Origin of the sequence: Sorangium sp. So ce296 (assembly GCF_051529605.1) — a bacterium.
GTDB lineage: Bacteria > Myxococcota_A > Polyangia > Polyangiales > Polyangiaceae > Sorangium > Sorangium cellulosum_D.
On record NZ_CP150325.1, the window covers coordinates 6808006 to 6820424 of the forward strand.

Genomic DNA, 12419 nt, shown 5'->3' on the forward strand with positions numbered 1-12419 from the left:
CGTGGCCGGGCTGCCAGGTGTCCTGCTCTAATGTCGTCCGGCTCACGTTCTGATCGCGGCGCGCTCCCCGCGCCCGAAGCGGCGCGCCCCCGCGGCGGGCGCTCGCTCCTCCTGCGGCTCCTCGGGCTGAGCTGGGCGTACCGGGGGCGGGTCGCGCGCGTGCTCGGCTACCAGATCGTCCTGCTCTCGCTGGGGCTCGCGGGGCTCGGCCTGACCGGGCTCGCCATCGACATCCTCCGCCACCGGCTGGATCCGTCGATCCGCGCGCCCGCGCTGCCGCTCGGCGTCGGCCGGCTGGTCGACGTGGAGCGGGAGCCCATGGCCGCGGTCCTCTCGATCGGCGGCGCCATCCTCGCCATGGCGGCCGCCCGCGCGGTGCTCAACTACGGGTACGCGCTCTCCGTGGGCCACCTCGTCCACATGGAGATCGTCCCGGATCTCCGCGCGCGGGTGTACGACAAGCTCCAGCGGCTGAGCTTCCGGTTCTTCGACGCCAACACGAGCGGCTCGCTCATCAACCGCGTCACCGGCGACGTCCAGCTCGTGCGCTCGTTCGTGGACGGCGTGCTGCTGCAGAGCGTCATCATGGTCCTGTCGCTCGGCGTGTACGTCGCGTACATGCTCCGCACGCACGCCCTGCTGACGGTCGTGTGCCTCGCGCCGACGCCGCTGCTCTGGATCGCGAGCACGCTCTTCGCCCGCTGGGTGCGGCCCGCCTACCTGGTGAACCGCGAGCTCGTCGACCGCATGGTCCTGAGCTTCAGCGAGGGGCTACAGGGGATCCAGGTCATCAAGGGGCTCGGGCGAGAGCGCGAGGCCCACCACCGCTTCGACGAGCGGAACCGCGAGGTGCGCGAGCAGCAGCAGGGCACGTTCCGGAAGGTGAGCGTCCTCAGCCCGACCATCGACCTGCTCGGGCAGCTGAGCCTCGTCCTCCTGCTCGGCATGGGCGGGCTGCTCGTCACGCGCGACCGGATCACGCTCGGGCAGCTCGTGGTGTTCGCCGGCATCCTGCAGCAGTTCTCCGGGCAGATCGCGAGCATGGCGACGATCGTCAACACCGCGCAGCAGAGCTTCATCGGCGCGCGGCGCGTCTTCGAGGTGCTCGACACCCCCGTCGAGATCGCGAGCCCCGAGGCGCCCGAGCGCCCCGCCCGCGCGGAAGGGCGCCTCGTGTTCGAGCGCGTCACGTTCGGGTACGACCCGGAGAGGCCCGTGCTCCACGGCGTCGACCTCGACGTCGCGCCCGGGCAGTTCGTCGCCGTGATCGGCCCGACCGGCGCGGGCAAGAGCACGCTGCTCTGCCTGATCCCGCGCTTCTACGATCCGACCTCCGGGCGCGTCCTGCTCGACGGCGTCGACCTCCGGCGGCACGACCTCGACCTGATCCGCCGGCGCATGGGGGTCGTCTTCCAGGACAACTTCCTCTTCAGCAACACGGTGGCGGCCAACATCGCGTTCGGCGCCCCGCACGCGACGCGGGAGCAGATCGAGCGCGCCGCGGTCGTCGCCCGCGCCCACGAGTTCATCCGGGAGCTGCCCGAGGGCTACGACACCGAGCTCAGCGAGTCGGCGGTCAACCTCTCGGGCGGCCAGCGGCAGCGGCTCGCCATCGCGCGCGCCGTGCTGCTCGACCCGCCGCTGCTCCTGCTCGACGACCCGACGGCCGCCGTGGACGCGCGCACCGAGCGCGAGATCCTCGACGCGATCCTCAGCGCGACCCGGGGGCGGACGACGATCATGGCCACGCACCGGGCCCACCTGCTCCGCCGCGCGGACCAGGTGATCGTGCTCGACCGGGGCCGCGTCGTCGAGCGGGGGACCCACGAGGAGCTGCTCCGGCGGCGCGGCCACTACGCGAGCGCGCTGTCGCTGCACGACGCGCACGCCGCCGCCGCGCGCGCGGACGAGAGCCCGTCGCCGCCTTCGTGGCGCGGCGCGCGCCCCGCGGCGTCGGGCCCGGCCGAGGAGCCGGCGTGAGCCGCGCCGGCGAGGCGACGCGCCGCGCCACGAAGGCGGCGGCGGGGCCGGCGCGCGCCGCGGCCGAGCCGGCGCCGATCGACGTGCGCCTCGGCCTGTCGCGCGCCGCGATCGAGGACGAGCGGGACCACGCCCACGGCCGGCTCGATCTCGGGCTCGTGCGGCGCGTGTTCGCGTTCACACGCCCGTACGCGAGGAAGCGCAACGCGCTCTTCGCGCTCGTCGTGGTGCGGTCGATCCAGCTCCCGCTCCTCACGTGGGCGGTCGGCGCCATCATCAGCGGCCCGGTGGCCCGGCGCGACGCGCGCGCCACGCTGCTCTCCGTCCTCGGCTTCGGGGCGTTCGCGCTGCTCACGGCGGTGGTCTTCCACTTCCGCTCGCGCCTCGCGCTCGAGCTCGGGGAGGCCGTGGTGTTCGACATGCGCGATCGGCTGGAGAGGCACCTTTTGCGGATGCCGATGAGCTTCTTCGTGAAGACGAAGGTGGGGCGCCTCATCGGCCGCATGACCTCCGACATCGACGCCATCCGGGTGGCGGTGCAGGACGTCGTGTTCGTGAGCACGGTGCAGCTCGGCACGATGGCGGTGGCGATGGCGCTGATGGCCCGCGCGCACTGGCCGCTCTTCCTCGTGGTGGCGGCGATGGTCCCCGTCTTCTGGGGGCTGATCGTCTATTTCCACAAACGCCTCGGGGCGGCGCACCAGCGCGCGCAGGAGAGCTTCACCCGGGTCACGGCGACGCTCGCCGAGTCGGTCACGGGGGTGCGCGTGACGCAGGGCTTCGTGCGGCAGGACATCAACGGAGGGCTCTTCCGGGCGCTGATCTTCGATCACTCGCGCTACAACATGGATGCGGCGCGCCACTCGGCCGCTTTCCTCCCGCTCCTCGAGTTCAACGGGCAGCTGTTCCTGGCCGTGCTCGTGGTCGTCGGCGGCTATCAGGCCCTGCACGGCGCGATCGAGCTCAGCGTGCTCGTGGAGTTCTTCTTCCTCGCGAACCTCCTGTTCAACCCGATCCCGGTCCTGGGCAACCAGTACAACCAGGCCCTGACGGCGATGGCGGGTGCCGAGCGGCTCTTCCGCGTGATCGACACCGAGCCTGACTGGCCCGACGAGGGCGGCCTCCCGGCGCTGCCGCCCGCGCGCGGCCGGGTCGTCTTCCAGGGGGTGAGCTTCGCGTACGAGCCGGGCAAGCCGGTGCTCCACGGGGTCGATCTCGTCGCCGAGCCGGGCCAGATGATCGCGCTGGTCGGGCACACGGGCAGCGGCAAGACCTCGATCCTGAACCTGCTGGCGAAGCTGTACCTGCCGACGGCGGGGTCGATCACCGTCGACGGGCACGATCTGGCGGCGACCTCGTCGGCGTCGCTGCGCGCGCAGCTCGGGCTTGTCTTGCAGAGCAACTTCCTGTTCAGCGGCACGGTGCTCGACAACGTGCGCATGGGGAACCCGGCGGCGACCGACGCCGAGATCCGCGACGCGGCGCGGGACCTCGACGTGCTCGACCTGCTGGACGCGCTGCCGGAGGGCCTCCGCACCGAGGTCGGCGAGCGGGGGACGGGGCTGTCGCTGGGGCAGCGGCAGATCGTGTGCTTCCTGCGGGCGATGGTCGCGCGCCCGCGCATCGTGCTGCTCGACGAGGCGACGAGCTCGGTGGACGCGCTGACCGAGGCCCGGCTGCAGGCGGCGCTCGGGCGGCTCCTGCGCGGGCGGACGAGCTTCGTGGTGGCGCACCGGCTGAGCACGATCCGGCACGCGGATCGGGTCGTGGTGCTCGACCACGGGCGGGTCGTGGAGCAGGGGACGCACGCGGAGCTGCTCGCCCGAGGAGGGGTGTTCGCGGCGCTTCACCGCGAGGGGACGGGCCCCTGAGAGGTGGTCTAGAGATGCAGGGGATGTCGCTCCGACGTGGGAGGGCGACGGGGGGCGATCAGGCGACTTCCAATCGGACGGCGACGTTGTTGCGGGTGGCGTTCGAGTAGGGGCAAACCTGGTGCGCCTTCTCGACCAGCTGCTCTGCCTGCGGACGCTCGATGCCCGGCAGCGAAATGCGCAGGCCGATGTCGAGGCCAAAGCCGCCCTCGGAGCGCGGGCCGATGCCGACCGTCGCCGTCACGGTGGCCTCGGCGGGGATCCGCGCCTTCTCCTGCGCGGCCACGAACTTCAACGCACCGAGGAAGCAGGCGGCGTAACCCGCCGCGAAGAGCTGCTCCGGGTTGTTCCCCTCGCCGCCGGCGCCGCCGAGCTCCTTCGGCGTCGCGAGCTTCACGTCAAGGGCACCGTCCGCGGTCTTGGCCCGGCCGTCGCGGCCGCCCTGAGCAGTGGCTTGGGTCGTGTATTTCACGTCAACAGGCATCGGAGCGCTCCTTTCGTGACGACAGACCCGGGCACGGAAGATCCTCCCCCCGCGGGGCAGGGCCCGGCCAAGACCGCCGTTCGGATACGCTCCCCATACTGCTCAACCTCACCGTGCGCAACGAAGGAGGCGATCGCTCGGCCGCGCGGCGCGCGGCTCAGGGGCCCGTCCAGGCGTACTCCAGCGCGGAGACGTCCGGCGCGCCGACGGGGATCTCCCCCGTGAATCCGAGCGTGACGAGCTCGAGACGATTGCCGAACGGATCGTTGAAATAGAGCGACGCCTGGCCCGGCGGCCCGAGCCGCGTGGGGCCGTACGTCGGGACGCCAGCGCGGTTCAGGCGCTCCTTCCAGGCGAGCAGCCCGCCCGGCGCGACCCAGAGCGCGCAGTGAGGATGATCCGCGTGGCGGGGCGGCTGCCCGACCGCCGATTCGAACAGATCGAACCGCGGCCCGCCCGCGAAGGCGATCGAGAGATGAACGCCGCGCGCAACCTCGTCCGCCGGCCGCCCCATCCGCTCGAGGAACGGGGCGTCGACGCGCATCAGCACGCGCGCGCCGAGCAGCCCGACATAGAACCGCTCCGCCACCGCCAGATCGGCGCACGGCACGGTGAGATGATCGACGGCGCGCAGCTTGCCGCCCCACGGCGGACGCAGGCGGTAAGCAAGGTGAGACCAGGCGAAGAACAGGCGCATTCCCACGCCGATCGCCTTTCGCTGAACCCGCGCAGCCAGCGGCGCGGCCGTGAACCCCAAGGACGTCATGCGCTTCCTCCATCCCGATGGCGAATGTCAATCAATCAGTTGATTGACACTACGCCACGGCGGGCGAGCGGTCAAGGCGGGAGGCCGGGGGCGCTTGATGGACCCGGAGGAAACCTGTAGCGTTGCGCGGGCTTGGCGAAGACGAGACGCGCCGCCGCGGCCGGCAAGGCCTCGACCTCGGAGCTCGGTGCAGCGCGGCGGCGCGACCTGCTCGAGGCGGCGTACACGCTCATCGCCGAGAAGGGGCTGGAGGGGCTGCGGACGCGCGACATCGCGGCGCGCGCAGGCGTCAACATCTCTACGCTGCACTACTACTTCGGGACGAAGGACGCGCTGCTCGTCGCCATCGTCGAGCACGTGACCGACAAGTTCGGAAAGGAGCGCCAGCCCGCCGGCCCGGGCGCCGCGGGCGCGGCGGCGCCGCCCGAGAGCCTGAGAGCGCACCTCGAGGGCGCATGGCGCAGCTTCCAGGACCATCCGCACCTGGCGACCGTCCTCCAGGAGCTGTCCCTGCGCGCGCAGCGCGACCCGGCCGCGCGAACGGCGTTTCGCGCCGTCCACAGGGAGTGGAACCGCGGGGTCGAGCACCTCGTGCGCCAAGGCGCGCGCGCCGGACAGCTGCGCTCCGACCTGGATCCGCGCGCGGCCGCCGCCGCGATCACGTCCTTCATCATGGGCGCCATGCTCCAGCTCGGGATCGACGCCGGCGCGTTCGACTTCCACCACGTGTCAGGCGAGATCGATCGGTGGCTCGCCCCCGCGCCCGGCAAACCGGCGCGCGGTCGGAAGGCCTGATCGCCGCGCAGGAGCCTCGATCCGCCGCCCCGGCGCGGCGAACGCACGTCGCGATCGTGCGCCGCGATACCACCCGGCGCGCGATGGGCGCATTCTGCAGAAGTCTCGTTGGAGAGGAATCGGGGAGATCGAGCGCTCAGGCCTCGCCTGCGCCGACCCTCTCGAATCCCTCCATCGGACAGGTGCGCTGTGCCCTGGGCGCGCACCGTGAAAAACGACGAGCCACGCGCGATCGCGTGAAGGATCGACGGGCCCGTCATCATTCATGAGGTCGCGACACGAGCGACGACTCGGCACGTTCCGCGGGTCGCGCGCGATCGAACGCGATCGAACGTGATCGAACCATAGATGTCGATGGCGAACGGCAATTCTCTGAGGGGCGCGTCGCGCCCCGCGCCGAGGGTGGGTCGAGGGTGACAGGTGCTGGGGCGATGAAACGTCGTCGTTTTCTTCAATCCGGGGCGGCGCTCGGCGCGATGGCCGCGGCGGGCACGCTCTTCCGGAGCTCGAGGGCCGGAGCGGCCTTCGGGGAGACCCCGGAGCCGTACCGGCAGATCGGGCTCCCGCCCGAGCTCCGCGCCGAGAACATCCTGGAAGTCTTCCTGTACGGCGGGCTGACCACGTGGGAGACGTTCTATGGAGTCGAGGCGTACGGGCGCCCCGACGATCCGAACCCGGACCTGCGGGGCACGCAGCTCCACACCTTCTACAACCCCGCCGCGCCGGAGAGCTCGCTGCTCTCCTCGGTGCTCACGGAGTGCGGGCTCGCGGCGGGCGACCTCGGGCTGGTCCCCTTCGCCCGCGACGCGCTCGGGATGAACGTGAGCCTCGGGCCGCTCCTCGCCCCGCTGATCGCCCGCAAGGACGTCCTCGATCGCATGCGCGTCGTCGTGACCCGGCACGATCTGGAGCCGCACGAGGCCGCCATTCCCTACGCGCTGTGCGGCCGCGCGCTCGGCTCGCCGCAGATGGCGTGCCTCGGCGCCCACGTGCAGCGCCACGCGATGGAGCACGGCGATCCGGGGCGCGCCGCCCCCTACGCCTACACCTTCACGGACCTCGGCATCCCCGGCGACAACCTGCAGGCGTCGCTCGCGACCGGGCTCCACCCGGCGGCGGCGCGGCCGCTGCTCCTACGCGCGAGCAGCGAGGAGTTCCTGGGGCTCTTGAAGCGGCCGAAGATCGGCGCGGCGCCCGAGCGGGCGGCGTTCGACGGCCTCCTGTCGCGCTACGTCGACCAGTACCGCGACCGGGTGAGGTACAGGCGCGAGGGCGATCCGCTCCGCGCCTCGCGGCTGTCCGAGCTGAGCCAGACGATCCGCGCCGTCGCGAGCGCGCACGAGCTCGACGCGGTGCTCGACAGCGCGCTGTTCGAGCAGACGGTGACCGCCCTCTGCGGCCTGGAGAACATCAACGCCCCGGCCATCTGCCTGCGGGTCATCGCGCACCTGCTCACGCACCCGGCGACGCCGGCGCGCTACTGCTGCTTCATCGATCCGGGGCTGGTCATGGCCGACGGCGGCGGCGGCTACGACACCCACGCCGAGACGTGCCGCACGCAGGCGATGAACCTCGGCAACACGCTCACCGAGCTCCTGTCGCACGTCCGGCGCCCGGACGAGCAGGGGCCCGAGGCCGTGGGGAAGCTCGACCTCGACCGGACCCTCGTCATCCTCAACATGGAGTTCGGCCGCTCTCCGGGCGCGCAGAACGAGCTCGGCCGCAACCACTGGCCCTACGGCTACGTCACGGTGTACCTCGGCGGCCCCATCCGCGAGAAGCAGCGCGGCATCTACGGGGCCATCGGGCCGGACGGGCGCGCCACGACGTTCGTGAAGCCGCCGGAGCAGCGGATCGCCGCGCTGCTCGCGCTCGGGATCTGGCCGTTCGCCCAGGAGGGCTTCGGCGTGAGCGACGTCGAGGGGACGCGCAACGAGGGCGAGTCGGCGGAGGCGGCGCTCGCGAGGGTGCTCGGGCACGGATGAACGGGGCGACCACGATGAGACGCGCGACGCTGAGCTCCACGCTGCTCCTTGCGACAGGCCTCGCCGGCGCCCTGCTCGGCGCGGGCGCCTGCGGCCCCGACCCCGCGCCCGGCGCGCCCGAGACGCCGGCCATCGAGGACGACGCGGGCGCGCCCCCGACGCCCGAGCTCCCCGACGCCGGCGTGGATCGGCCGGTGGAGGAGGCGAGGGGTCCGCTCGCGCGCTGCCAGGACTCCGACGCGGCGTTCGTGCGCCGCGCCCACCTGGCGACGCTGGGGCGGAGGCCGCGCAGCCAGGACGAGGTGCGCTTCTACACGGACCTCATCCGGCAGGTCGACGGCGGGGCGCCGCTCGCCGAGGGCGCGCCGCTCAGCGCGGGGCGGCGCTACGCGGTGCTCGCCATGATCAAGGCGTCGCAGCTCGACTACCTCCGCCGCTGGACGGACTTCTACCTGGACAGCCTGCGCGTCGTGCGCGCCTCGGAGAGCTCCGCGAAGTGCTTCTCGACGCTGCTCAGCGCCGACGGCGAAGCCCGCCGGAAGGCCGCCGAGCGCGTGCGGCGCGAGCCGGCGCGCGCCCAGGGCGACGAGTTCTCGATGCTGGATCTGATGCTCGGCTCGCTCGAGAGCGACGATGTCTCGTCGATCTACGTCGCGAACCTGTTCAGCATCGTGTCGCAGAGCTTCGAGGGCGCGAACGCGGACCCGGTGAAGCTCGAGCTCGCGCGCCGGCAGAACTTCGGCGCGCGGTTCAGCGGCGCCTACCTGCACCGGGACATCGTGTGCCTGCGCTGCCACAACGGCGAGGCGTCGGTCACCTTCGACCCGGAGCCGAGCAAGAACCGGTTCTTCCCGCTGCCGGGCCTCTTGGAGAAGAGCCTGTTCACGGACTCGAGCGGCCCCCCGGAGAAGGACGGCCACGACGGCATCGCCCGGGCCTACGGCGTGTTCCGCTTCGGCGGGTTCTCGGTCGCGTCGATGGCCGACGCCGAGCCGCTGCCCGTCGTGCTCCCGAACGCGGTGGTGCGGCCCTGGGGCTGGACCGCGGCGTGCGGCGAGTTCTTCTCGGAGATCACCGACGACCCGGCGGGGGTCGACGCGCTCCTCGGCAGCGTGCGCGGCGCGCGCACGTCGATGTGGGACCTGTCCGCCGCGCTTCAGCGGGGCTTCGTCGGGCTGCGCCAGCACGGCCTCTCGCGCGGCGAGCGCGGCGAGATCCCGAACCCGGACGAGGCGCTCGCGTACCTCGTGTCGGCGCACATCGCCGAGGAGGTGTGGCGCGAGGTCATCGGCACGCCGCTCACCGTCGCGCACTACTACCCCCGCAGCGCCGCGTCGCGCGGCGAGCTGCTGCGCGTCACCGAGGCGTTCGTGGCCTCGGGCTTCTCGCACGTCCGCCTGCTCCTCGAGGTGCTCCGGAGCCCCGGGTTCAACCTGCAGGCGCCGGAGGACGGCTGCGCGGACGAGCCGTATGCGTTCGCCCCCCTGTTCGACCCGTGGATCATCGCCGAGGAGGACCCCGCCCGCCGCAGGAACAGCGTCGGGGACGCGATCGCGCCGCTGTCGGGCCGGACGCTGCTGAGCGCGGCCCACGGCGCGCTCGACTGGCCTGCGCCGATCGCCGTGCCGATCGCCGACGCGGCGTTCCTCGGCGCGATCGGCGTGTTCGTGGACGACGGCCAGCCCGGGCACCGCGGGCTGGACTTCCAGGCGCGCCTCGTCTGGGAGGACCGGTTCGCCGCGTGCGATATCGCCCCGGAGGGCGACCTCGTGGCGCGGCTCCTCGAGGCTGCGTCGGAGCAGCCGGACGCCACCGTGGCCGACCTGATCGCGGCGCTCAAGGACCGCATCGTCGGCGACCCCGGGCTCGGCGACGCGGGCGAGCGCGAGGCGCTCGAGCAGGTCCTCGGGGCCTCGCTCGACGCCGAGGTGGCGGCGCTCGATCCCGAGGAGATCGAGCGCCGGGTGCGCGGCGTGTGCGGGGCGTTGCTCGAGTCGCCGCAGTTCATGCTGGGCACGCTGGTGCCGCGCGGCGTCGAGGCGACCCCGAAGCTCACGCCGCCCGACGCCGCCTACGGCGCGGTCTGCGCGCGGCTCGCGGCCGAGCCGCCCATCGACGGCTTCCAGGTCGAGTGCGCCCCGGGCGGCGTCCGGCTGCGGAGGGAGTGACCATGGCCACCTCGCGGCGCCGTGCACCGGGACGTCCTTGCCTGCTCCTCGGCGCGATCCTGCTCGCGTCGTGCTCCGACGGCGGCGGCGGCCCGCCGTCGAGCGGCGACGGCGGCGGCCCGCCGTCGAGCGGCCAGGGCGCCTCCGCGCCGACCGGCTCGAGCGCCTCCGCGTCGACCGGCGACGACCCGGTCGCGGCGCGCTTCCCGACGCCGCGGGCCCTCTACGAGGGCGCGGTGGCGCCGTCGTGCGCGGGCGCCGAGGGCAGCTGCCACCGCGGCTGGGCGCAGCCCGAGCTGTCGTCGTTCGAGGCGTTCATCGCGACCGCGGGCGCGTTCTGCCAGACCGGCGTCGGCGATCCGCGCGCGATCGTCGACGGCTGCGAGCGCCCGGGCGACCGCCTGGTGTTCGCGGACGGCGTCGAGCGCGCGCTGCTGCGCGTGATCGTCCCCGAGGGCGCGCCGCGGGTCCCCGCCGAGGTGACGGTGGCGCTGGACGGCCCCGCGGGCGACGTGAGCGCGGTGGCGCGGGTGCGCGCGCCGGTCGTGGAGGGCCAGGCCGAGCTCCGGCAGGAGCTCCGCGGCGTCGTGTTCACGCCGCTCGAGCCCGCGTCGCGGCTGCGGCTCGACCTGAGCCGGGCGGGCGAGGACGTGGCGCGGGCGTTCGACCTGCGGCGCTGGCCGCGGCGGGGGGCCGACGTGGTCGTCGGGGACGCGAACGGCAACGGCCGTGACGCCGCCGGCGCCGGGCTGAGGCAGCTCGTCCCCGGGAGGCCCGAGCGGAGCTTCCTCTACCTGCGGCTCCTCGGCGACGAGCTCGGGCCGCGCATGCCGCTCGTCGAGGGCGGCTGGTCCGAGGAGGCGACGCGGGCGCTCTACTGCTTCGTGCACGGGCTGCCGGAGGGCTGGCAGCCGGACACGCGCGTCGCCGACGAGCCCATCGCGTACGCGGGGTGCCCGAGCGACCCGGAGGACGTCGGCCCTGCGGCGTCGGACTACGAGGCGGTGCAGGCGATCTTCGACCAGCGCTGCGCGTCGGGCCCGTGCCACGGCGCCGAGCGCGCGTCGGGGCTCGACCTGCGGCGGGCCGCGCTTTCCGGGGGAGAGGTCATCGGCGCGCCGTCCCGCGAGGTGCCGGGCCGGGCGCTGATCGCGCCGGGCGCAGCGGACGAGAGCTACCTGGTTTGCAAGATCGAGCCCGGCTGCGCCGAGCGGGCCCAGGGCACCGCGCCGATGCCCGTCGGGGGAGCGCTCGGCGCCGAGGAGCGGGCGGCGATCCGCGCGTGGATCGAGGCCGGGGCGAAGCTGGACTGAGCCGGAGACACCGAAGCGATGGCACCCACCCGAGCGATGGAGAGCGGAAGCATGTCTGGGAAGCGATGGCCTGGGGCGCGCCTTGCGCCCGGCGGCGCGGCGGGGCCGGCGCTGCTCGGCGCGCTGCTGTGCGCGCTGATCCTCCCGTCCTGCAAGGGCGACGGCGGCGGGGCCCCTCCCGCGGCCGCGGCGCCGTCGCTCGTATGCGGCGACCGGACGGTGCAGCGAGGGAACGAGTGCGTGGCCGAGCCGGAGGGCACGCCGCCCGCGGTGCGGTGCGGGCCAGGGACCACGCCGGTGGCGGGCGAGTGCGTTGCGGTGCAGACCTCGGACGACGGCGACCTCATCGACGCGGAGGTCGACCTCTCTGGCAGCGGCTTCCTCCCGGCGTGCATCGATGCGCCGCCCGACCCGGCCGCGAGCAACGGGAGCTGCGTTGTGGTCGACGGGGCCATGGTCACCTGCAATCCCATCACCAACGAGGGGTGCGAAGGGCAGGTGGGGCACTGCGGTTACGATGCCTTCGCCGGCCTCTTCCAGTGTCTCTGGCAGACAGGCGACGCGGAGAGCTGCGAGACCTGCTCCATAGCGTTCGAGACCTGCGGCCCGGGCTTCACGTGCAGGGGCGGTCTCTACGCGTGCCAGCGATACTGCTGCGACGACGGCGATTGCGGGGAGGGCGCGGCGTGCGTGCTGCAGCCGCCCTTGCCGTTCGGCATCTGCCAGGCCCAGCGATCCGACGCGTTCGCGCACCTGAGCGACTTGCGCCCGCCGGACCCCGGCGCCGGCGTCGGGGGCTGGTTCGGCGAGGGCGGCTGGTCGGGGGAAGGCGGTTGGTCGGGGGAAGGCGGTTGGTCGGGGGAAGGTGGGTTCGGCGAAGGGGGCTGGCTGGGCGAGGGTGGCTTCGGAGAGGGCGGGTGGTCCGGAGGAGGCGGCGCCGGAGGCCGAGATGCGGGCGCCGGCGGCGCGGCAGGCGGCGAACCGCGCCCTTAGGACGAGCTCCTGCGCTCCTCCGGAATCGAGCGCGCCTGCTCCTCCCGGCGTTCCCGCGTGCGAC

Annotated in this window: 9 protein-coding genes; 7 read left to right on the forward strand and 2 right to left on the reverse strand. The window is 73.5% G+C overall.

What is annotated here, in order from left to right; translation table 11 throughout:
* Window positions 1–30: 30 nt before the first annotated feature.
* Together WME98_RS25365 and WME98_RS25370 are read left to right on the forward strand one after the other, a co-directional pair.
* On the forward strand, window positions 31–1980 hold the full coding sequence (locus WME98_RS25365) for an ABC transporter ATP-binding protein (protein ID WP_437953647.1): 1950 nt from the start codon (window positions 31–33) through the stop codon (window positions 1978–1980).
* Window positions 1977–3851: an ABC transporter ATP-binding protein gene (locus WME98_RS25370; protein WP_437953648.1), complete on the forward strand. Its 1875-nt coding sequence runs from the start codon at window positions 1977–1979 to the stop codon at window positions 3849–3851. The genes WME98_RS25365 and WME98_RS25370 overlap by 4 nt, the downstream gene beginning before the upstream one ends.
* A gap of 58 nt (window positions 3852–3909) precedes the next feature.
* Here the strand turns inward: WME98_RS25370 and WME98_RS25375 are convergent, their stop codons facing one another.
* Window positions 3910–4335, reverse strand: a complete 426-nt coding sequence (locus WME98_RS25375; protein ID WP_437953649.1) for an organic hydroperoxide resistance protein — start codon at window positions 4333–4335, stop codon at window positions 3910–3912.
* Between the two features lie 157 nt (window positions 4336–4492).
* Window positions 4493–5101 carry a VOC family protein gene (locus WME98_RS25380; RefSeq protein WP_437335515.1) on the reverse strand — a complete coding sequence of 203 codons (609 nt, stop codon included), beginning with the start codon at window positions 5099–5101 and terminating at the stop codon, window positions 4493–4495.
* A gap of 132 nt (window positions 5102–5233) precedes the next feature.
* Here WME98_RS25380 and WME98_RS25385 point away from each other — a divergent pair, with 132 nt between their 5' ends.
* The 5 genes from WME98_RS25385 to WME98_RS25405 all read left to right on the forward strand — a co-directional run bounded on the left by WME98_RS25385 (window position 5234) and on the right by WME98_RS25405 (window position 12355).
* Entirely contained in the window at window positions 5234–5896 is a 663-nt protein-coding gene (locus WME98_RS25385) for a TetR/AcrR family transcriptional regulator (protein ID WP_437953650.1), read from the forward strand.
* A gap of 431 nt (window positions 5897–6327) precedes the next feature.
* A complete protein-coding gene (locus WME98_RS25390) occupies window positions 6328–7881 on the forward strand; it encodes a DUF1501 domain-containing protein (RefSeq protein ID WP_437953651.1) in 1554 nt (517 codons plus the stop codon).
* A 14-nt stretch (window positions 7882–7895) separates the two neighbouring features.
* Window positions 7896–10049 carry a hypothetical protein gene (locus tag WME98_RS25395; protein WP_437953652.1) on the forward strand — a complete coding sequence of 718 codons (2154 nt, stop codon included), beginning with the start codon at window positions 7896–7898 and terminating at the stop codon, window positions 10047–10049.
* A 2-nt stretch (window positions 10050–10051) separates the two neighbouring features.
* Complete coding sequence (locus tag WME98_RS25400) at window positions 10052–11362, forward strand: hypothetical protein (RefSeq protein WP_437953653.1); 1311 nt, start codon at window positions 10052–10054, stop codon at window positions 11360–11362.
* A 51-nt stretch (window positions 11363–11413) separates the two neighbouring features.
* The gene (locus WME98_RS25405) at window positions 11414–12355 is read left to right on the forward strand and encodes a hypothetical protein (RefSeq protein ID WP_437335520.1); all 942 of its coding nucleotides are present in this window, start codon (window positions 11414–11416) and stop codon (window positions 12353–12355) included.
* Window positions 12356–12419: the final 64 nt, after the last annotated feature.